Origin of the sequence: Pseudoroseomonas sp. WGS1072, from assembly GCF_049340465.1 — a bacterium.
Taxonomy (GTDB): Bacteria; Pseudomonadota; Alphaproteobacteria; order Acetobacterales; family Acetobacteraceae; genus Pseudoroseomonas.
The window spans coordinates 2525355-2544966 of record NZ_JBMPSU010000001.1 but is presented as its reverse complement, the minus strand read 5'-3'; the positions used below and the strand labels follow the sequence as shown (position 1 = coordinate 2544966).

16 protein-coding genes are annotated in these 19612 nt (G+C 74.1%); 6 read left to right on the top strand and 10 right to left on the bottom strand.

The genetic code is table 11. The features are described 5' to 3' along the window. Nucleotides 1–150: 150 nt before the first annotated feature. Genes ACF3NH_RS12045 through ACF3NH_RS12030 form a run of 4 tightly spaced genes read right to left on the bottom strand, consistent with a single transcriptional unit; the run spans nucleotide 151 to nucleotide 5283 of the window. Nucleotides 151–2427: a glycosyltransferase gene (locus ACF3NH_RS12045; RefSeq protein WP_422923069.1), complete on the bottom strand. Its 2277-nt coding sequence runs from the start codon at nucleotides 2425–2427 to the stop codon at nucleotides 151–153. Next, a complete protein-coding gene (locus tag ACF3NH_RS12040; RefSeq protein WP_422923067.1) occupies nucleotides 2424–3395 on the bottom strand; it encodes a hypothetical protein in 972 nt (323 codons plus the stop codon). The genes ACF3NH_RS12045 and ACF3NH_RS12040 overlap by 4 nt, the downstream gene beginning before the upstream one ends. Next, on the bottom strand, nucleotides 3392–4402 hold the full coding sequence (locus ACF3NH_RS12035; RefSeq protein ID WP_422923065.1) for a hypothetical protein: 1011 nt from the start codon (nucleotides 4400–4402) through the stop codon (nucleotides 3392–3394). Before ACF3NH_RS12035 ends, ACF3NH_RS12040 begins: the two co-directional genes overlap by 4 nt. Before the next feature lie 50 nt (nucleotides 4403–4452). After that, the gene (locus ACF3NH_RS12030; protein WP_422923063.1) at nucleotides 4453–5283 is read right to left on the bottom strand and encodes an aldo/keto reductase; all 831 of its coding nucleotides are present in this window, start codon (nucleotides 5281–5283) and stop codon (nucleotides 4453–4455) included. A gap of 35 nt (nucleotides 5284–5318) precedes the next feature. Between ACF3NH_RS12030 and ACF3NH_RS12025 the strand changes: the two genes are divergently transcribed. Beyond that, entirely contained in the window at nucleotides 5319–5963 is a 645-nt protein-coding gene (locus ACF3NH_RS12025) for a hypothetical protein (RefSeq protein ID WP_422923061.1), read from the top strand. 26 nt (nucleotides 5964–5989) lie between these two features. On the opposite strand, the gene ACF3NH_RS12020 is transcribed toward ACF3NH_RS12025, so the two are convergent. The 3 genes from ACF3NH_RS12020 to ACF3NH_RS12010 all read right to left on the bottom strand — a co-directional run bounded on the left by ACF3NH_RS12020 (nucleotide 5990) and on the right by ACF3NH_RS12010 (nucleotide 8896). After that, nucleotides 5990–6166 (bottom strand): hypothetical protein, encoded by a 177-nt coding sequence (locus ACF3NH_RS12020; RefSeq protein WP_198366477.1) that lies wholly within the window; start codon nucleotides 6164–6166, stop codon nucleotides 5990–5992. Between the two features lie 65 nt (nucleotides 6167–6231). After that, entirely contained in the window at nucleotides 6232–7395 is a 1164-nt protein-coding gene (locus ACF3NH_RS12015; protein ID WP_422923059.1) for a pyridoxal phosphate-dependent aminotransferase, read from the bottom strand. Nucleotides 7396–7417: 22 nt separating this feature from the next. Beyond that, complete coding sequence (locus tag ACF3NH_RS12010; RefSeq protein WP_422923057.1) at nucleotides 7418–8896, bottom strand: gamma-glutamyltransferase; 1479 nt, start codon at nucleotides 8894–8896, stop codon at nucleotides 7418–7420. Nucleotides 8897–9153: 257 nt separating this feature from the next. On the opposite strand from ACF3NH_RS12010, the gene ACF3NH_RS12005 reads away from it, so the two are divergent. The 5 genes from ACF3NH_RS12005 (at nucleotide 9154) to ACF3NH_RS11985 (ending at nucleotide 14315) form a co-directional block, all read left to right on the top strand. Continuing rightward, a complete protein-coding gene (locus ACF3NH_RS12005; protein WP_422923055.1) occupies nucleotides 9154–9939 on the top strand; it encodes a DsbA family protein in 786 nt (261 codons plus the stop codon). Nucleotides 9940–10048: 109 nt separating this feature from the next. Further along, nucleotides 10049–11023: a M14 family metallopeptidase gene (locus ACF3NH_RS12000; RefSeq protein WP_422924786.1), complete on the top strand. Its 975-nt coding sequence runs from the start codon at nucleotides 10049–10051 to the stop codon at nucleotides 11021–11023. 180 nt (nucleotides 11024–11203) lie between these two features. Further along, nucleotides 11204–12301, top strand: a complete 1098-nt coding sequence (locus ACF3NH_RS11995) for an Ldh family oxidoreductase (RefSeq protein ID WP_422923053.1) — start codon at nucleotides 11204–11206, stop codon at nucleotides 12299–12301. Nucleotides 12302–12424: 123 nt separating this feature from the next. Then, nucleotides 12425–13408 carry a Bug family tripartite tricarboxylate transporter substrate binding protein gene (locus ACF3NH_RS11990; RefSeq protein ID WP_422923051.1) on the top strand — a complete coding sequence of 328 codons (984 nt, stop codon included), beginning with the start codon at nucleotides 12425–12427 and terminating at the stop codon, nucleotides 13406–13408. A gap of 10 nt (nucleotides 13409–13418) precedes the next feature. Continuing rightward, nucleotides 13419–14315, top strand: a complete 897-nt coding sequence (locus ACF3NH_RS11985) for an NAD(P)-dependent oxidoreductase (protein WP_198366470.1) — start codon at nucleotides 13419–13421, stop codon at nucleotides 14313–14315. 12 nt (nucleotides 14316–14327) lie between these two features. On the opposite strand, the gene ACF3NH_RS11980 is transcribed toward ACF3NH_RS11985, so the two are convergent. The 3 genes from ACF3NH_RS11980 to ACF3NH_RS11970 form a co-directional block, all read right to left on the bottom strand. Then, nucleotides 14328–15092, bottom strand: a complete 765-nt coding sequence (locus tag ACF3NH_RS11980; protein WP_198366469.1) for a competence/damage-inducible protein A — start codon at nucleotides 15090–15092, stop codon at nucleotides 14328–14330. A gap of 159 nt (nucleotides 15093–15251) precedes the next feature. Then, entirely contained in the window at nucleotides 15252–16256 is a 1005-nt protein-coding gene (locus ACF3NH_RS11975; RefSeq protein WP_198366468.1) for a bifunctional GNAT family N-acetyltransferase/(deoxy)nucleoside triphosphate pyrophosphohydrolase, read from the bottom strand. Nucleotides 16257–16317: 61 nt separating this feature from the next. Beyond that, nucleotides 16318–19419, bottom strand: a complete 3102-nt coding sequence (locus ACF3NH_RS11970) for an Rne/Rng family ribonuclease (RefSeq protein ID WP_422923048.1) — start codon at nucleotides 19417–19419, stop codon at nucleotides 16318–16320. Nucleotides 19420–19612 lie beyond the last annotated feature (193 nt).

Below are 19612 nucleotides of genomic sequence, written 5' to 3'. Positions count from 1 at the left end.
CCTGGAGGATCGCGGGCTGTGGCAGCAGCGGTCTGGAACCGGTGCGGCATTTCTCGCGGAGGCCATTCGACCATCACGCGCATCTTCTTCCTTCTTTACTACAACACCATCGAAGCGGGAAGAACAGTTATCCGCGATGACGCGTCAGTATCACGAGGATGTCCCGCCCGCATCGGAATCGCGGCACTTGTCGCCGATAAGGCGGACGTGTCGCAAAATCCTCTCGCGCGCCTCCGCGTCGCCGGCGCCATCCCGCAGCAGGGCAGGCAGGATGCCGGAGAGCGCCGTATAATTTTTTCGAAGATTTTCGTTTTCCAGGCTTAGCCTTTCCTCTTTTGCGCGCAGCGTCGCGTTCTCCTGGCGCAGCCGCTCCAGCTCCGCCCCCCGCCGTCGCGTCTCGGCGGCTTCGCTCAGCGCCTTCCAGAACAAGCCCTGGGCGAGATGCAGGAAGGGACGAAGGCTCGCCGGCGCCACGGCGAGATAGGCCTCGGCGGCCCGCATCAACGCGCCGGGCCGGTCGCGCCGACGCCATCCCTCCTGCCCCGGCGGCGGCGCGCGGTACCAGAACAGCGCCTCCGGCACGACCTGGATGCGCAGGCCCTGCGCCCAGGCATGCGCGAAGAACCGCCAGTCCTCCGCATGGTTGAATCGCCGGTCCTGCACGAAGCCGCCGATCGCCAGGAAACGGTCGCGCCGGACGAAGCAGTTGAGATCGCCATAGGCGTTGAAGATCAGCCCCACGGGCCCCGCATCGCCGAGCGCCAGGAAGCGCTTCGCAGCGCCACTGTCCTCCTCCGGTGGCGCCGCTCCCTGGAAGTGATCGGCGAAGCAGGTCAGCACGTCGGCGCCGCCGGCCTGGGCGGCGCGGCAGAACAGTTCGACCTCCCGCGGCTTCGGCAGGTTGTCGTCATCCATGAACAGCAGGTACTCGCCCCGCGCCGCCCGGGCGCCGATATTGCGGGCCTCCGGCTCATAGAGGTTCTCCGGCAGGCGCAGCACCCGCGCGCGCCCCTCGGCTTCCAGGGCCACGAGGCAGGCCAGCGCGACCGGGTCGCGGCTGCCATTGTCCACCACCAGCAGTTCGAGCCGCGGGTGGCTTTGCCGCGCCAGGGCCACCAGCGCCTGTTCCAGCTCGGCCGGGCGCTCATGGTGAAGGATCACGACGCTGACCAGGGGCTGGCGCGGCGGCGGCGGTGGCGGGCGCGCCGCCTCCGCCGCCAGTTCCGCCGCCAATTCCTCGTGCAGCGCCAGCATCCGCTGCTCGGCCTGCTCCAGCCCCGGTCGCGGCAGGGCCGGGACGAAGGCGCCGGGGGCCGCCCCGAGGACGGCGACGAGGCGCTCGGCCAGCGCCGCAGGCACCGGATCGAACAGCACCTCGGCCTGGCTCTGCGGCGCCAGGAGTTCGGCGACGCCCCCGACGTCGGAGGCGATGAAGGGAATGCGGTGGTGCAGGCATTCCAGCACCGTGTAGGGCGAATTGTCGGACAGCGCGGCCAGCACCGCGAGCCGCCCCGGCTGCCGCAGATGGTCCAGCGCCGCGAAGGTGTCGAGCCCGTCCAGGATCTGGAAGGGCAGGCCCCAGCGCGCCGCCCGCCGCTCCAGCACGGCACGGGGATAGTCCGGCCCCAGCTTGCCGAGCAGCGTGACGCTCGTGCCGGCGGGCAGCCGGCCCCGCAGGCGGTCCAGCGCGTCGAAGAAGACCAGCAGCCCCTTGCGGGGCTCGAGCCGGCCGAAGAAGACGATCTCGCGCAGCGGCGCGGCGCCCGCTTCCACCGGCTCCGCCAGGATGCCCGGCTCCGGCGCGCCCAGGCGGCGCGGCATCAGGTTGGGCAGGACGCGCTGGCGCTCGGGCAGGGCGAAGCCCTGGTCGCGCAACCAGCGCAGCATGTACGCGCTCGGGCTTATCACCATGTCGCAGAGCGCGATCAGCCCGCGCTCCATGCGGTCGCGCAGCAGGGGGGAGATATCGTCCAGCACGCTGTTGTTGGACAGGCGCGACCACAGCGTCGGCGAATGCGCCGTCACCACCAGCCGGGTACGCGGCAGGCAGAGGCCCTGGGCCCGCGCCAGGGCGGTGAAGTAGCCGAGCCCGATGTAGTCCACGAAATGAATGACGTCGTAGTCGCTGTGCTTCAGCGCCTCGTAGACGTGATAGGCGCGGGCCAGGTTGTCCTCGTCCTGCACGGTCGGCGCGCGGTGCAGCGGCGGGCGCGGCGCGGGATCGAGATAGAGCAGCCGGATGCCCATCCGCGCGTAATCCGCGCGCCATCGCTCGCGGTCGCCCTGCTCGAAGTAGGTCGAGGTGTAGAACAGCGTCACGGCATGGCCCGCCGCCGCCAGCGCCTGCGCCAGGGCGGTGCAGGCGGTGCCGACGCCGCCGTTGCGCACCGGCCCGATGATGTCGGGCGTGGCGATGCAGATCCTCATTCCGCCGGCTCTCCGCCCAGCGCCGCCGCCGTGACCGGCACCGGGCGGGACAGCCACCAGGGGGAATGACGGAGCGCGAAGCGGGTGTCCTGGATACGGGCCTCGAGGCGAAGCGGCACGCCCTCGCGCGGGAAGACGCGGCGCGGCAGGCGGAACAGGAAGCCGCTCCGGCCGAAGCCCGGGCCCAGCCGCGCCAGGTCGGGCCGCGGCCGGTCGGCGCGGGCCGCGCCCTGGAAGCGGCCGTCGAGATAGACATCGACCACCACGGGCTCCTCGGGCAGGGCGGGGTTGAGCGCCCATCCGCACAGGCCGGCCTCATCCGCCATCTCGATGGCGCCGCAGTAGCGTGAGGCGACGCGAGCCCGCGCCAGGCAGCGCGGCGGCTCCTCCCCCTCCAGCAACAGCTCGAGACGCATGCCCTCCAGCACCAGGCTGCCCGCGGCGTAGCGCAGCGTCGCGGCGCCCTCGGCGGGCACGTCGCCGGCGGGCAGGGCGGCGCAGGGCAGACCGTCGGCGCGCAACGAGAGCGAGCCGCCCGGCGGCAGGTCCTGCAGCCGGCAGCGGAGATGATGACGGTCGGCGAAGTCGATCCGCGCCGCCGGCGCGCCGGGCGATTCGGCCGGAAGCCGTTCCTGCACCCCGGGCGGCAGCCGCCAGGCGGAGCCGCCGCCGAGGCGAAGCGGGCGCGGAAAGCGGGCCGGCGCGGCCTCGCCGAGGCGGATGTCGAGCGTCTCCCCCTCCCCCTCCAGCACCACCGTGAGAGCCGCCGCCGCCGCTTCCGGCGGCAGGGGCAGACGGAACTCCGGGCCCCATCCCCCCGCCGCGTCCGGCGTGTTGACGACCAGCCAGCCGGCGGACGGGCGCGGCTTCAGGTGCAGCAGGATGGCCTCCCCCGCCATCAGGTCGATGCCGCGCTCGCCGAGGACGGCCGGCGGCAGGATGCGCAGCTCCTGGCGGTGGCGCGTCACCCTTCCTCCCGCAGCGGCTCGAGGGGCGAGGCGCTGGCCCGGCCCAGCCGCCAGGGCGAGTTCCGCAGCTCGATCCCCGTCCCCGCGACGCGGACCGTCACGGCGCGGTCCTCACCCGGAGGGATGTCCAGCGGCTCCGGGAAGTGGAAGAGGAAACCCCGCCGTGCGAGATCGGGGTCGGCGGCGGCGAGATCGGGGCGGGGCCGGTCGGCGCGGGCCTGGCCGAGCGGGCGGCCGTCCACCAGCACCTCCAGCAACAGGGGCGGCCCGCCCGCGGCGTCGAGCGGCGCCGCCCAGCCCCGCACGCCGCGCCGGCCGCAATGCTCCAATGCGCCGCGCAGCCGGCGGGCGAAGCGCGCCTCGCCCAGCGCCACCTCGTCCCCCTCCGCGCCACGGCAGAGGAAGCGCAACGCCGCGCCGCCGGCCAGCCCCTCCGGCGCCGGGACGGCGAAGCGGCGGGGCCCAGGTCCGGGGGGAAGGGCCAGCCGCGCCACCTCCTCCTCCGCCACCCGCAGATGCAGGGTGGCGGACACCTCGCCGAACCCGCCCACCCGGCCCCGGATGCCGCCTGGCGCATGACAGGCGTCGAGGCGCAGCCAGGGGCCACCCTCCACCCGCGGCGGGCGGAGCCGGCTGACGCCCGCCGTGCCGCGCAACCGCCGCGCCTCGCAAAGATCACCGCGCAGCGGGCCGTGCCGCAGCCGGCAGCCGGCCGCCTCGACCTCTACGGTGGCGCCGATCGTCAGCGCCACCTCCAGCCCGTTCAGCGCTCCGGCGGGCAGCGTCAGCCCGGTCTCGGTGCCCCAGCCTCCGTCGATCCGGTCATTGACAACGAGCCGCGCGGTCGCCGGACGGAGGCTCAGATGCAGGAGGATGTCGTCGCCGTCGAGATAGTCGAGGGTCTCCGGCCCCTCCCCCAGCACCGAGATGCGGAAGAGATGACGCTCGCCCGGCCGGAGAGGATCGGAAAGGGATTCCTGCATCGCCGCAACCATACGGCGAGCCACGACACCTTTCCACCCGCCTCCTTACCTTTCCGGGTAAATCTTCATGAAGCTTACAGCATTTCCAAAGGTTGCTTGCGCTTCGGCGGTGGGAAGGCACCGTCCAGCTCCGCCAGGTCCTCAGGCGTCAGCACCACCTTCCAGACCTCGGTGTTCTCCCGCAGATGCGCCTCCCCGGCGGCCTTCGGAATGCTGATGACGCCGCCGTCGCGGAGCGACCAGGCCAGCGCCACCTGGGCCGGGGTCAGACCCTGCCGAGCCGCCACCCGACCCAGCACCGGATGCCGCAGCAGGGCGCCGCCCTGGCCGACGGGCGAATAGGCCATGACCGGCATCTTCAGCCGCGCGGCATAGGGCAACAGATCGAACTCCACGCCCCGCGCGCCGAGATTGTACAGCACCTGATCGGTGGCGCAGTTGGCGAGGCCGGGACCCAGCTCCTCAAGGTCGGCCACATCGAGGTTGGAGACACCCCAGCGGCGGATCTTGCCCTGCGCCACCAGCGCCTCCATCGCCTCGACCGTCTCGGCCAGCGGCACGCTGCCGCGCCAGTGCAGCAGGTAGAGATCGAGCGCATCGGTCCGCAGCCGCCGCAGGCTCTGCTCGCAGGCCTGGGGCAGCCGCCGGCGGGAGGCGTTCTGCGGATAGGCCTTGCTGACCAGGAACACCTCCTGTCGCCGCCCGGCGATCGCCTCCGCCACCACCTCCTCCGCCCCGCCATCGGCATACATCTCGGCGGTGTCGATCAGCGTCAGCCCGAGGTCGAGCCCGAGCCGCAGCGTCCGCGCCTCGGCCGCCCGGTCGGCGCCGCGTTCGCCCAGCTTCCAGGTGCCCTGGCCGAGCCGCGGCACCGCGGTTCCGTCCGGCATGTCGATGGTGTTCATGGTAAGCTCCTTTCGGACATCCTATCTTCGACGCCATGCGCCGCCACGCCCTCCTGCTGCCCGCCCTCCTCGGCCTCGCCGGGGCGGCGCCGGCCCCGCCGCCCGCCACCCCCGATCCGGTGCCGGCGGTGGAGCAGTTCGGCCCCTGGCTGCTGACCTGCAGCACCGATCCGATGACCGACCGCGCGCAGTGCCGCCTGACGCTCGACCGCCCCGTGGAACCGGCGCGGGAGGGACAGGGCCCGCTGGCGCTCGAGGTCGCCCCCCGCCGCGGGCGGATGGTGCCGGTGGTGACCGCGCGGGACCTGGCGCTGGACAACGCCATGCGCGGGCTCCTGGCGCTGACAGGCACGGTGCAGATGCGCTTCCCCCCGAACCCGTTCTTCGAGATGCCTTGCGGGCTGGAGGGACGCTCGGTGGTCTGCGCCCCGCGTCCCGAGGACGCCGCCCGCGCGGCGCAGGAGCTGGCGGCGGCGGACCGCGTGCTGGTGCGGGTGCTGGGCCTGGGCCGGGCCACGGCGGAGGGCACCCCGCATGAGCTATCGCTCGCGGGCACGGCGGCGGCGATCACCGCCTTCCGGGCCCGGGTGCCCGCCGAGCAGACGGAAGAGCCTCCGCCGCCCTTCAACCTGCAGGACCTCCTGCAGCGGCTCCAGAGCTTCTTCCTCCCCCGCCCCTGATCCGGCGCTGCCGCCGGGCGCGCCGCCTAGGCTTCACGGCCCCGTGGCCGGCGCGGCGGCGGCGCGGATGGCGCTGGCGCGCGACGGGGCGCCAGGGCGAGGGCCAGCACGGCATTTCCCGTCGTCCGGTCGCGCGTGGCACCCAGGAAGGGTCGCCGGGTCAGGAAGCCCGGCAGGCGGCGGTCGCTGCGGCTCATGGTCATCGGCCCGTCTCCATGGCGATGCATGATGCTGCAACAGCCGGCGCGCGCGGCGGTTGCGCCCGCCCTCAGCCGCGCAGCCAGCGCCGCAGCCGCTCCGGGGCCTCGGCCATCGCCGGCTCCGCCCCGCAATAGGACAGGCGCAGGAAGCGGTGGCCGCGCTCACGGTCGAAGTCCACGCCCGGCGTCGCGGCGATTCCCGCCTCGGCCAGCATGCGCGCGGCGAAGGCCACGCTGTCATTGCTGAGATGGCCGATATCAGCCCAGAGATAGAAGGCACCGTCGGCCTCGGCCAGCCGGTCCAGCCCCGCCCCGGGCAGGCTGGCCAGCAGGACATCCCGGTTGCGGCGATAGACCGCCTTGTTGGCCTCCAGCTCCTCGGCGCAGTCGAAGGCGGCCTCGGCGGCGATCTGCGCGACATGGGGCGCGCTGATGAACAGGTTCTGCGCCAGGCACTCGACGGGCCGCAGCAGATCCTCCGGCAGCACCAGCCAGCCGATGCGCCAGCCGGTCATCGAGAAGTACTTGCTGAAGGAGTTCACCACCACCGCGCTCTCGCTGACGGCGGCGGCGGTGGCCTCCTTCATGCCATAGGAGAGCCCGTGATAGATCTCGTCCGAGACCAGGCGCACGCCATTCGCGTGGCACCAGCGGGCGATCGCCGCCAGCGCCTCCGGCGACAGCATGGTGCCGGCGGGATTGCAGGGCGAGGCGAGGATCAGCCCCTCCGGGCGTGGATCGAGCGCCTCCAGCATGGCGAGGGTGGGCTGGAACCGCGTGGTGGCGTCGCAGGGCAGCAGCTGCGGCACCATGCCGAGCGCGGTCAGGATATTGGCGTAGGGCGGGTAGAACGGCGCCGCCATGGCGACGCGGTCGCCGGGATCGAAGGCGGCGAGAAAGGCCAGCGGAAAGGCGCCGGAGGCGCCGACGGTGACGGCGATGCGCCCGGCCGGCACCACCGCCCCGTACTTGTCGGCATAGTGCCGCGCGATGCGCTCGCGCAGGGAGCGCAGGCCGAAGGCCTCCGTGTAGCCCATGGGCGCGCCGGCCCGCAGCGCGCGGATCGCCGCCTCGGCGGCGCCGCGCGGCGCGCCGGTGGAAGGCTGGCCCACCTCCATCCGTAGCACGCCGGGCGCGCCCGGCGGCAGGGCGGCGGCGCGCGCATTAGCGGCGGTGATGACATCCATCACCAGGAAGGGCGGCGCCTCCGCGCCACGTCCGGTCTTCAGCATGGCCCCACCGCGACGATCGCCCTCATGGCGTGCCCATCACCGCCAGCCCCGCGCCGCGCGGATCGGTGGCCGCCGCGCACTGCGCCGCGCTGCCGGGCAGGTAGCGGCCGCAGGCGATGGCATTGGCCCGCCCCGGCTCCGGCACGCTGGCCACGGCATCGGCCAGGGGCGTGCCGTTCAGCAGGTGGCGCGCCGCCGGCAGGGCGAGGGCGATGGGCGCCGCCGCCTGGCCCGAGGCCGCGCCGGCATAGCGGAAGGCCCGCAGGCTGGTGTTGTGCGCCAGCGCGGCGGCGAGCAGCGGCGGCTCCACCCGCCCGACATCCGGCGCCGCCGCGAGCAGGAAGCCCATCTGCGGCAGAACGCGACCGGTGCCGAAGAGGTTGTTCAGGCTGAAGGCGCAGGAGACCGCATTGCCCTCGCGGTCCAGCGTCACCAGGCTGGAGGAGGCCGGCAACTGCGGCGCGCCGAAGGCCGCGCCGGGCGCGCTCGCCAGCAGCGCCGCCGGATCGCCGCCCCGCTGGCGCCAGGCCATGGCGGTGGCGAGGCCCTGCTGCGCGGCGGCATCGACGCCGGCGCCGCCCTGCAGGGCGCGGAAGGCGGCGGCTCCCGCCAGGCCGCCATCGGCCGGGACCGGCAGGAAGGAGAGGACGTCGTTGCCGACGGTCATCTGCAGCGGCACGCCCATGGTCGGGATCGCCGGTCGCGTGTCCTCCAGGGTGAGCCCACCGCCGATGCGCGGCGAGACCTGCTCCAGCCGGCGCGCCAGGGCACCCTGATAGAGATCGCCCACCCCGGCCGTGCGCAGCGCCGCGAGCGTGCTGCCCAGGTCCGGCTGCACCAGCCGCTCGCCCTCGCGCAGCGGCTGGCCGCCGGGCCCGGCGAAGATCGCCCGCGCGCCGGGATCGGCCGAGAGCGGGCCCGCCACCGCCGCCAGGTCCTGCGCCAGGGCGCGCGAGGTGGTGGCGCCGAAGCGGGCGAGCTGCTCGGCCGGAGCCATCAGCTCCTCGAAGGGGCGCCGGGGATTTCGGGTGTGCAGGGCGAAGAGGCCGCGCGCCAGCATCGGCACCGCCGCCGGGCGGTCGCCCCGGGCCTGCGCCGGCCGAACGGCGGGGAACAGCACCGCCTCGGTCTGGTTGCGGCCCCGGTCATAGACCAGGCAGGCGCCGCCGGCACCGAGTCCGCTGCGCGAGGGGAGCGTCACCGCCATGGCGAAGCCGGCCGCCACCGCCGCATCCGCCGCGGTGCCGCCGGCCGAGAGCACATCCCGCGCGACCAGGGCGGCGCGCGGCTCATCCGCCACCGCCGCGCCGAGGAAGCCGCGCACGTGACCGGCCTCGCCCTCGGCCGGGCCGGCATTGCCGACGAGGCCGCCCACCGTCTCCCCCAGGCCACAGCCGGACAGGGCCAGCAGGCCGAGGCCGAGAAGGCCGCTCCGGAAGGCCGGGATCCCCGCCGGGCCGGTGGGAGGACGGCTCGACCGGTTGCGCGCGCTGCTCTTCATGCTGGCCTGTTTCACTCCGGTGCTGTCGGGGCCCGCGCCACGGCGTGGGCCGGATGGGTCCGGCACGAGGGTCCGGTACGAAAATCCAGTACGAAAATCCAGTACGGGCCACGCCCGGCCAGGCCGGGTTGTCGCCCGGCCATAGACGCCTTCGGCGAGGGCGGCAACCGCCTCCGCGCGCCGGCCGATGCCGCGATCCTGACCGCCGCCGCGCGAGAGGGGGGGGCAGCCGCCCGCCGGCGCGCTAGGCTGGCGCCATGTCGCGCATTCCGCCCCCCTCCGCCCGCCGCCCCCGGCGCCTCGCCGTCCCGCTGCTGCTCGCCGCCATCTCCCTGGCGGCCGCGCCCGGCCTCCCCGCCTCGCCCGCGGCGGCGCAGGCGCTGACGCCGGAGCAGCGGCGCGAGGTGGTCCAGGTGATGCGCGAGGCGCTGCGGCAGGACCCGAGCATCCTGCGCGATGCCTTCGCCGCGCTGGAGGAGGCGGCGCGGCAGCAGGCCAGCGAGGGCCGCGCCGGGGCGATCCGCGCCGAGGCCGGGGCGCTGTTCCGCGATCCCGCCGATCCGGTGAAGGGCAATCCGCGCGGCGATGTGACCCTCGTCGAGTTCTTCGATGCCCGCTGCGGCTACTGCAAGGCCCTGCACCCGACGCTGGAGGCGCTGCTGCGGGCCGATCCGGGCGTGCGCATCGTCATGAAGGACCTGCCGATCCTGGGCCCGGCCAGCGTGCTGGCCAGCCGCGCCCTGCTCGCGGCGCAGCGGCAGGACAGGTATGTCGAGTTGCAGGCCGCGCTAATGAAGCTGCGCGGCGAGCCGACCGAGGCGACGCTGCAGGCGGAGGCGAAGAAGCTGGGCCTGGACTGGGCCCGGCTGCGGCGCGACATGGAGGACCCGGCCATCGAGCGGCGGCTCCAGGAGCATCTGCGCCTGGCCCGCGCCCTTTCCATCGAGGGCACGCCGGCGCTGGTGATCGGTGAGACGCTGGTCCCCGGCGCCGTCGATCTGCCGACGCTGCAGCGGCTGGTGGCCGAGGCCCGCAAGGGCTGAGCCCCCCGGTTGCCCATCCCGCGCCCGTCTATACACTCCGTCTGTAGTGCAGTGCGATGGGGCTGGAGAAGGCAGGCATGTCCAATGAGGCCGCGAAGCGGTGAACGGCATGGCGGGCCATGGCTTCCTGCCGCATTTCCCCGTCCTCCTGCCGGTGCCCGACCTGCGCCCATGGCAAGCCGGAAACCTGCTGCCGGGCGTGTGGAGCTTCGACTCCGGCCGGCCCGGCCCGCATGTGGCGCTCTCCTGCCTAGTGCATGGCAATGAGTTCGCCGGCGCCCTGCTGCTGGCCCGCTGGCTCTCCCAGGGGCTGCGCCCGCAACGCGGCCGGCTGACCTTCATCTTCGCCAATCTCGCCGCCTTCGCGCGCTTCAACCCGGCCGATCCGACGCTCAGCCGCTTCGTCGACGAAGACCTGAACCGGGTCTGGTGCGACCGCGTGCTGGACGGCCCGCGCGACAGCCTGGAGCTGCGCCGCGCGCGCGCGCTGCGGCCGCTGATCGCCACGGTGGACGTGCTGCTCGACCTGCACAGCATGCTCTGGCCGTCCGACCCGCTGATCATCACCGGCGCCATGGCCCGGGCGCGCGATCTCGGCGCGCGGCTCGGCGTGCCGCCGCTGGTGGTGGCCGACCAGGGGCATGGCACCGGCCGGCGCCTGATCGACCACGCGACCTTCACCGCGCCGGAGGGCCACCGCCGCGCCATCCTGGTCGAGGGCGGCCAGCACTGGGAGCCGGAGACGCTGGCCACGCTCGAGGCCTGCGCCACCGCCCTGCTGCGCGAGACCGGGCTGATCGAGGCGCCGCCGCCGGCCGCGCCGGTCCCGCGCCCGGCCCCCAGCGTGGCGGAGGTGACCCGCACCGTCATCGCCGGCACGCACGGCTTCAGCTTCGTGAGGCCCTTCCGTGGCGGCACGGTGATCCGCGCGCGCAACACCCTGCTCGCCCTGGATGGCGAAGCCGAGATCCGCACGCCGCATGACGACTGCCTGCTGGTCATGCCGAGCCCCCGCACCATGCGCGGCCATACCGCCGTGCGGCTGGCGCGCTTCCTGCGGCCAGAGGATCTGGCGCCGCCCTGACCCTGTTCACGCGGCCCTCTCACCCGGTTCTTCCGGCGCGCCCCGGATTGCCGACAGTGAACACTCCGTGCGAAGCTTGCCCTGACGTCCAGGAAGCCTATCCACCGGAGGAGTTTCGCATGATCCATGGCTGCAGCATCGTCCCCCCGCCCCGCCGGGCCGGCGACTGAGGCGCGGGCCATGGCCGTTCCCGTCTCGCAGATTCCCGCCGATCAGGTTCACCGGCAGATCCTGGCGGTGCTGACCGCCTGGGGCATGGCGGCGGACCTCGCCGCCACCACCGCCGAGGCCATGGTCGAGACCGACCTGATGGGCATCGATTCGCATGGCCTGTCCATGCTGATGATGTACGAGACCCTGCGCGACGAAGGGCAGCTCGACCTCGCCGCGCGGCCCCGCGTGGTGCGCCGCAACGCAGCCACCGCGCTGGTGGACGGCGCCGCCGGGCTCGGCCATCCGGTCGCCGCCCTGGGCATGGAGCTCGCCGTGGAACTGGCCCTCGGCGGCGGTGTCGGTGCCGTCGGCGTGTTCAACTCGCACCATTTCGGCGCTGCCGGATACTATGCCCGGCTGGCGGCGCGGCGCGGCGTCATCGGTCTGGTGATGACCTCGGCGCGCAGCGTGCTGGTGGTGCCGACGCGCGGCGGCGTTCCGATGCTGGGCACCAACCCCCTGGCCCTCGCCGCCCCCGCCGGCCGCGAGCCCGCCTTCGTGCTGGACATGTCGAGCAGCACCGTCGCCGGCAACAAGGTCAAGGTCTACGACCTGAACGGCAAGCCGATGCCCGAGGGCTGGGTGATCGATGGCGAGGGCCGCCCGGTGACCGACGCCGCCGAGGGCATGGCCTATCTGTTCCGCCGGGCCGAGGGCGGGCTGACCCCGCTCGGCGGCGACGAGAGCGGCGGCGGCCACAAGGGCTATGGCCTGGCGCTGATGGTGCAGATCCTGGCCGGAACGCTGACCGGCGGCGCCCTGTCCGTGCTGCGCGACCGCACGCGGAAGGCCGGGGAGCCGGATAATATCGGACATTTCTTCCTCGCCATCGACCCCGCCGCCTTCCGCCCGGCCGAGGCCTTCGAGGAGGATCTCGGCACGCTGCTGGAGACCCTGCGCGCCACCCCGCCGGCCCGGCCGGATCGCCCGGTGCTGATCCCCGGCGACCCGGAGGCGGCCTCGCGGGCCGAGCGCCTGGCCGCCGGGATTCCGGTGCCGGAAACGCTGCGGGCGCTGGTGCGCGGCATCTGCGACCGCTGCGGCGCCGACTACCTGCTGGGCTGAGGGGGCGACGCCCCCGGCCGGACAGGGAACGACCCGATGCCGCTCCGGCGGGCGCGGCGCGGGTGGACGTGGACCGCGCGAAAAGACGGCCACGCATCACGCAAGACCGGGAGACCTTCGACAATGTCCAGGATGACGCGCCGCGCCCTCACGGCCGGCCTGCTCGCGGCGCCGGCGCTGCTCCGCGCCCACGGCGTGGCGGCGCAGGCGGGCGCCCAGGGCGGCTGGCAGCCCAGCCGCCGCATCGAGCTGATCGCCGGCTTCGCGCCGGGGGGCGGCAGCGACATCATCGCCCGCACCATCGCCGAGGCCTGTGCGCCGCTCTATCCGCAGCCCCTGGTGGTGGTGAACCGCCCGGGCGCCGGCGGGGCGCTGGCCGCGGAGGCGGTGGCTCGCACCGCGCCGGACGGCCACACCCTGCTGCTGGCCGGCGGCAGCGAAAGCACTTCCATCCCCGCCCATCGCGAGGTGCCCTACGACCCCAAGACCGCCTTCCGCGCCATCATCCGCCTGACCCGCAACGGGCATTTCATCTGCGTGCGCGGCAAGGGCGGGCGGTTCTCCGACATGCGGCAGGTGATGGCAGCGGCGAAGACGGAGCCGGGGCGCATCACCCATGGCTCGGCGGGGGCCGGCACCCTCTCCCACTCGCTCTTCCTGCTGCTGGAGCGGCGCGCCGATGTCGAGTTCCTGCATGTGCCCTACACGGGCGGCGGGCCGGTGGCCCAGGCGCTGCTGGCCGGCGAGATCGACCTCGGCGTGCAGGCCTCGGACGAGCTGGGGGGCCTGGCCGCCTCGGGCGACATCGTGCCGATCGCCCTCGCCTCGGCCGAGCGCTCGCCCGCCTGGCCGCAGGTGCCGACACTGCGCGAGCTGGGCTGGGACGTGCAGGCGGACAACCAGAAGGGCTGGGTCGGCCCCACCGGCCTCACCGACGCCATGGTCGCCTACCACCACGACCGCTTCCGCGAGGGCATGAAGGCGCCATCCTGGACCCGCTTCATGGAGCGCATCCGGGAAACCGACGGCTATGCCAGCGGCCCCGACTTCCAGCGCGCCATGGACACCCTGCTGGACGATATCCGCGGCGCGCTGCGCCGGAGCTGAGGAGAAGCGCATGACCCCGATCACCCCGCCCGCCCCGCTCGCCTTCATCGGCCTCGGCGTCATGGGCGCGGCCATGGCGGCCAATCTGCGCCGCGCCGGCTTCGCCCTGACCGTCCACAACCGCAGCCGCGGCAAGGCGGCGCCGCTGGAGGAGGCCGGCGCCGCCTGGGCCGGGACCCCGGCCGAGGCCGCGCGCGGCGCCGCCTGCATCGGCCTCTGCCTGCCGGACACGCCGGATGTCGAGGCCGTGCTGTTCGGCCCCGGCGGCGTGGCCGAGGGAATCGCCCCCGGCACGCTGCTGATCGACTTCTCCTCCATCGCCGCCGCCCCCGCCGCCGGCTTCGCCGCCCGGCTGCTGGCGGAGCGGGGCGCGCATCTGCTGGACAGCCCGGTCTCGGGCGGGCCGGCGGGGGCGCGGGACGGCACGCTGACCTGCATGGTCGGCGGCGACGCGGCCGCCTTCGCCGCCGCCGCCGCCGTCTTCCAGGCCGTGGGGCGGAGCGCCACGCATCTCGGCCCCGCCGGCGCCGGGCAGGTCTGCAAATCCGCCAACCAGCTCATCATCACCGCCACCATGCAGGCGGTGTTCGAGGCGCTGGCGCTCGGCCGCAAGGCGGGGCTCGACCCGGAGGCGATGCGCCAGGCGCTGCTCGGCGGCTCGGCCCGGTCGGCGGTGCTGGAAGCCCATGCCAAGCGCTACCTCGACGGCGCCCTGCAGCCCGGCTTCCGGGCCGAGCTGATGCGCAAGGACATGCGGCTGGCGCTCGGCGCGGTGCGCGATCACGGCGTCTTCGCGCCCGCCACGGCGCTCGCCGCGCAGATGATGGAGGCGCTGGTGAACAGCGGCCGCGGAGGTCTGGATTCCGCGGCGCTGGGCGCGCTGGTGGCGGAGCTATCGAAGGCCTGAGGGCGGCGCCCTTCAGCCCGGCTCGCCCTGGATCGGCGTGTAGCCCAGGCCGGCGACGAAGCGGGTGATCTCCGCCGCCGCCGCCTCCACCGCCGCCGCATCGGTGCCCTTGGCCACCAGCGCCACGCCGTTCCCCTCCGGCCGGTAATAGGGGTAGGAGCCGATATCGAGATCCGGGAAGCGGCCCTGGATCTCGCCCAGGCCCTGGGCGATGGTTCCCTCCATCATGCCATGCGCGTGCACGGCGCGGGACTGCACGGGAACCCCGCCGGCCAGCGAGGGCGCCAGCCCTTCGAACATCGCCTGCATGATGCGCGGCACGCCGGCCATGACATGGACATTGCCGATGATGAAGCCCGGCGCGATGGACACCGGATTGTCGATCAGCGCCGCGCCGCGCGGCATCGTCGCCATGCGCTGGCGGGCGGCGTTGAAATCGCCGGGCGGGTCCTGCCGGGCGTAATGCGCCGCCAGCCGCTCCCAAGCCACCGGATGCGGCTCCCACGGCACGCCGAAGGCGGCGGCGACGCATTCGGCCGTGATGTCGTCATGCGTCGGCCCGATGCCGCCGGTCGTGAAGACATAGGTGAACGCCGCCCGGACCTCGTTGACGGCGGCGACGATCGTCTCCCGCACATCGGGGATGATCCGCACCTCGCGCAGGGGGATGCCGATCTCGCCCAGCCGCGTCGCCAGGAAGCGGATATTGGCATCCTGGGTGCGGCCGGACAGGACCTCATTGCCGATGACGAGAAGACAGGCGGTGGGATTGCTCATGGCGGGCTCCGGGATTGGCGGCATCGGCATCATCCGCGCCCGCGCCGCCTCGTCCAGCCGGCCGTGGATCGCGGCGGGCCGGGGATGGCCGGGCTCCGCTCCCGAGGGTAGGCCAGATCGCGGCCGTAGTCGAAGCCCGGGCGACCGCCGTGCCGGCCTTCAGAGGAAATCCCGCAGCAGCGCGACCAGCGGCCTGTCCGCCGGCGGCATGGCGTAGTCGCCGAGCTTGTTCGGCCGGACCCAGGCCAGGGCCTGCCCTTCCCGCGCCACCAGGCTGCCCTCCCAGCGGCGGCAGAGATAGAGCGGCATCAGCAGGTGGAAGCGGCCGGCATCGTGGCTGGCGAAGGTGAAGGGCGCGAGGCAGGCGGCGGAGACATCGATGCCGAGCTCCTCCTTCAGCTCGCGGATCAGCGCCTCCTCCGGCGTCTCGCCCGGGTCGAGCTTGCCGCCGGGGAATTCCCAGAGGCCCGCCATCGGCTTGCCCTCGGGGCGGCGGGCCAGCAGCACCCGGCCATCGGCATCCACCAGGGCGCAGGCGGCGACCAGCAGCATCGGCTTGGCGCCGGGCGGCAGTTCCTCGGCCGCCAGCGGCTCCGGCACCGGAACCGGCGCGGTCAGATCCTCGCGCCCGGCCTCGAAGAGGATGACCGGCAGCACCCGGTCCAGCGCGCGCATGTAGCTCTCGGACCGCCCCTTCTCGACCAGGCCGATGCGCCGCAGCACCTTGCAGGAGCCCGCGTTCTCCTCCGTCACCTTGGCGGTGATCCGGTCGAGGTCGAGATGCGCCAGCGCCCAGCGCGCCAGCCGCCCGGCCGCCTCGGTGGCCACGCCATGGCCCCAGAAGCGCCGCCCCACCCAGTAGCCCAGCTCCGCCTCGCGGGCCTCGCCCTTGCGGGTCAGGCCGACGCAGCCGACCAGCACCTCGGTATCGCCATCCTGCCCGACGATGGCCAGGTGCCAGGCGGAGCCCTCGGCGATCTGCCGGTGGGTGGAGAGGATCCACTCATCGGCCAGCTCGCGCGGATAGGGGAAGGGCAGGCGGCTGAGGTTGCGCACCGTCTCCCAGTCATTGACCAGCCGGTGCAGCGCCGCCGCATCCTCGGCGCGCAGCGGACGCAGGGTCAGCCGCTCGGTCCGCAGCGGTTCGAAGTTCACGATGTCCATCACGCAGCCAGGCAGGAAGAAGAAGCCGGGGCCGCGGCGCGAGCCACGGCCCCGGAGGGCATCAACGCTTCCACCAGCCGCGCTTCTTCGGCGCGTCCGGCGAGGCGTCCACCAGCACGGGCTGGACCGGCGGGGCGGCCTGCGGCTCGGCCGCCCCGGCCTCCGTCACGGAGGGGTCCTCCGCCGGGGCAGGCTCGGCCGACTGGCGCGGGGCGGCCGCCACCTCGGCCACCGCCGGCTCAGCAACCGGCACCTCCGCAACCGGCGTCTCCGCCGGCGCCTCGGCCTTGCGACGGCTGCGGCGCGGCTTCGGCGCGGGCGCCTCGGCCTGCTCCGCCGCCTCCGCGACGCCGGCGGGCGCCACTTCGGCCTTCTTGCGGCTGCTACGACGCGGCTTCGGTGGCGCAGCAGCCTCCGTGGGCTCGGCCAGGGGCGCGGCCGGAGTCTCAGCCGGGGTGACGTCAGCCTTCTTGCGGCTGCGTGGCGCGCGGCGCGGCTTGGCGGCGACCGGAGCCTCCTCCCCCGCCTTCTCCCCGGCCGCATCCGCGGCGGCCGGCACCGGCTCGACACCGATCGGCGCGACCGCGGCGGGCGTCACCTCCGCGGCCACCGCCGGCACATCGGGCGCGGCGGCGGAAGGCGACACGGACTCCGGCGGCACCGGAACGACCGGCGCGACCTCGGCCGTCACCGCCTCCATCGCCGGGGCGGGACCACGCTCGGCGGCCTCCTCGGCGGCGGCCATGGCGTCGAAGATGTCGTCCAGCGTGCCGGCGAAGGGATCGGCCGGCGTCGGCCCGGCATAGCGGGCCTGCACCTGCGCCTCGCCCTCGGCACCGCCGCGCGGCCGGTTGCTGCGACGGCCACGGCGGCGCAGCCGGCGCTCCGTCTCGTCCGGCCCGGCCGGCGTCGCGGGCTGCGGCTCGGCGGCCTGCTCAGCCTCCGCCCCGACCTCCTCGGACTCGTCCTCCTCCTCGCCGCCCTCGCCGTTCTCATCGGCGCCCTGCAGCGGCTGGCCGTCCTCGCGGCGTCCGCCACGCCGGCGGCGGCGGCGGCGGCGGCGGCGGCCCTCGCCATTCTGGCCTTCACCGTTGCGGTCCTCGGGGGGGGCCCCGGCCGCCTCGCCAGCGGCCGGCGCCTCACCCGAGACCTCGGCCCTGGCGGCCGGCGTCGCCTCGGGCGCGGTCACGGCCGGCATCTCGGCCTCTTCCTCCGGCGCGTAGTCCATGCGGAGCGCCGCCGGGGCACTGGGCGGCTCGACCACCGTCTGCGCCCGCAGCGTCTCGATCCGGATCGCCGGCGGCAGCAGGGAGGCATCCGGCTGGAAGAACACCGACATCCCGTAGCGCGCCTCGATCTCGGCCAGGCGGTCGCGGCGGCGGTTCAGGATGTGCATCGCCAGGTCGGGGGCGATGTGCACGGCGATCTCGGCGGCGCGGCGGCGGCCGCCCTCCTCCTCGATCTGCCGCAGCACCTGCAGCGCGCTGCTCTCCGGCGTGCGGACGATGCCGAGGCCCTGGCAATGCGGACAGGTGACGAAGGAATGCTCGGTCACGCTGGGGCGCAGCCGCTGCCGGCTCATCTCCAGCAGGCCGAAATGGCTGATCCGGCCGACCTGGATGCGGGCGCGGTCGTGGCGCAGCGCCTCCTTCAGCCGGCGCTCGACCTGGGCATCGTTGCGCGAGGACTCCATGTCGATGAAGTCGATCACGATCAGCCCGGCGAGGTCGCGCAGGCGCAACTGGCGCGCCACCTCGTCGGCGGCCTCCAGGTTGGTGCGCAGCGCCGTGTCCTCGATGTGCCGGTCCCGCGTGGCGCGGCCCGAGTTCACGTCGATCGAGACCAGCGCCTCGGTCTGGTTGATGACCAGGTAGCCGCCCGACTTCAGCCGCACGGTGGGCGACATCATCGCGTCGAGCTGGGCATCGACGCCATGGCGCGCGAAGAGCGGGACGGTCGGGTCCTTGTACAGCCGGATCTTGCGGTCGTTGTGCGGCATCAGCATCCGCATGAACTCGCGCGCCTGGCGGTAGGCGTCCTCGCCCTCGATCTGGATCTCCTCGATGTCGCGGCCGAAGACGTCGCGGATCGAGCGCTTGATGAGGTCGGCCTCCTCATAGATCAGCGCGGGGGCGACCGAGTCCAGCGTGCGCTCGCGGATATCGTCCCACAGCCGCAGCAGGTACTCGCAGTCGCGCCGGATCTCGGGCTTGGGCCGGCCGGCGCCGGCGGTGCGGACGATCAGGCTCATGCCGCGCGGCATGCCGAGTTCCTGGATCACCTCGCGCAGCCGCTTGCGGTCGGCGACCGAGGTGATCTTGCGGGAGATGCCGCCGCCGCGCGGGCTGTTCGGCATCAGCACGGAGAAGCGGCCGGCCAGGCTGATATAGGTGGTCAGCGCCGCGCCCTTGTTGCCGCGCTCCTCCTTGACGACCTGCACCAGCATGATCTGCCGGCGGCGGATCACCTCCTGGATCTTGTAGTGGCGCAGGAAGCGCGGCGGGATGCGGCGCTCGGCCCGGCCCTCGTCGGAATCGCCGTTGCGGCTCTCGCCCTGGTCCCGGCCGCCCAGCGTCTCGGGCGCGGCCTCGGGCTCATCCTCGCCGCCCTCCTCGTCGGCCTCGGCCAGCAGGGCCTCCGGCTCGGCGCTGCGGTGCTCGGCCGTCGTCATGGGCTGGGCGCGCGGCGTGCCGGGCCGGCCGGCCTCGTCGTCGCCGCCCTCGGCCTCTCCCAAGGTCCCGTTGCCCTCGGCGGGGGCGTCATCCCGGCGCGGCGCGCCGGCGTCGTCGGCGAACCGCTCGATGGCGGCGGCCATGGCCTCCGCCTCGTTCTCGCCGACGGGCTCGTCGTCCTCATCCTCCTCGTCCTCGGCCGCCTCGGCGGCCTGCAGGGCGAGCAGGCGCTCGCGGTCGGCGACGGGGAGCTGGTAGTAGTCGGGGTGGATCTCGCCGAAGGCCAGGAAGCCATGGCGGTTGCCGCCATACTCGACGAAGGCGGCCTGCAGGCTGGGCTCCACCCGGACCACCTTGGCCAGGTAGATATTGCCCTTCAGGGGCCGCTTGTTCTCGGTCTCGATGTCGAATTCGTCGAGCCGGTTGCCGTCCAGCACCACCACGCGAGTCTCGTCGCTGTGGGATGCATCGATCAGCATGCGCTTGGTCATGAACCGGGATGCTCCGTGCCGCCGGCGCAGTCGCGCGGCCGACGGCGGCAATAGGTGGGCAGGCCCGAGGCTACGGGGTCGCGCAGGCGGCGTGGCGGCTTGGGTGCCATGCGGCTCTGGTTCCGACCTCTCGTCTCGGCGGGCCGCGCCCCTGGAAAGAGGGGGGGCCCTGATGTTGAGCGCGCCGCGCGCA

What these genes read in the sequence shown, in the direction of transcription:
- ACF3NH_RS12010 (WP_422923057.1), bottom strand. Translation starts at nt 8,896, where the DNA reads ATGAAGAGCAGCGCGCGCAACCGGTCGAGCCGTCCTCCCACCGGCCCG.
- ACF3NH_RS12025 (WP_422923061.1), top strand. Translation starts at nt 5,319, where the DNA reads ATGCGCCGCCACGCCCTCCTGCTGCCCGCCCTCCTCGGCCTCGCCGGG.
- ACF3NH_RS11990 (WP_422923051.1), top strand. Translation starts at nt 12,425, where the DNA reads ATGTCCAGGATGACGCGCCGCGCCCTCACGGCCGGCCTGCTCGCGGCG.
- ACF3NH_RS11975 (WP_198366468.1), bottom strand. Translation starts at nt 16,256, where the DNA reads ATGGACATCGTGAACTTCGAACCGCTGCGGACCGAGCGGCTGACCCTG.
- ACF3NH_RS12015 (WP_422923059.1), bottom strand. Translation starts at nt 7,395, where the DNA reads ATGCTGAAGACCGGACGTGGCGCGGAGGCGCCGCCCTTCCTGGTGATG.
- ACF3NH_RS12000 (WP_422924786.1), top strand. Translation starts at nt 10,049, where the DNA reads ATGGCGGGCCATGGCTTCCTGCCGCATTTCCCCGTCCTCCTGCCGGTG.
- ACF3NH_RS12030 (WP_422923063.1), bottom strand. Translation starts at nt 5,283, where the DNA reads ATGAACACCATCGACATGCCGGACGGAACCGCGGTGCCGCGGCTCGGC.
- ACF3NH_RS11985 (WP_198366470.1), top strand. Translation starts at nt 13,419, where the DNA reads ATGACCCCGATCACCCCGCCCGCCCCGCTCGCCTTCATCGGCCTCGGC.
- ACF3NH_RS12045 (WP_422923069.1), bottom strand. Translation starts at nt 2,427, where the DNA reads ATGAGGATCTGCATCGCCACGCCCGACATCATCGGGCCGGTGCGCAAC.
- ACF3NH_RS12005 (WP_422923055.1), top strand. Translation starts at nt 9,154, where the DNA reads ATGTCGCGCATTCCGCCCCCCTCCGCCCGCCGCCCCCGGCGCCTCGCC.
- ACF3NH_RS12020 (WP_198366477.1), bottom strand. Translation starts at nt 6,166, where the DNA reads ATGACCATGAGCCGCAGCGACCGCCGCCTGCCGGGCTTCCTGACCCGG.
- ACF3NH_RS11995 (WP_422923053.1), top strand. Translation starts at nt 11,204, where the DNA reads ATGGCCGTTCCCGTCTCGCAGATTCCCGCCGATCAGGTTCACCGGCAG.
- ACF3NH_RS11970 (WP_422923048.1), bottom strand. Translation starts at nt 19,419, where the DNA reads ATGACCAAGCGCATGCTGATCGATGCATCCCACAGCGACGAGACTCGC.
- ACF3NH_RS11980 (WP_198366469.1), bottom strand. Translation starts at nt 15,092, where the DNA reads ATGAGCAATCCCACCGCCTGTCTTCTCGTCATCGGCAATGAGGTCCTG.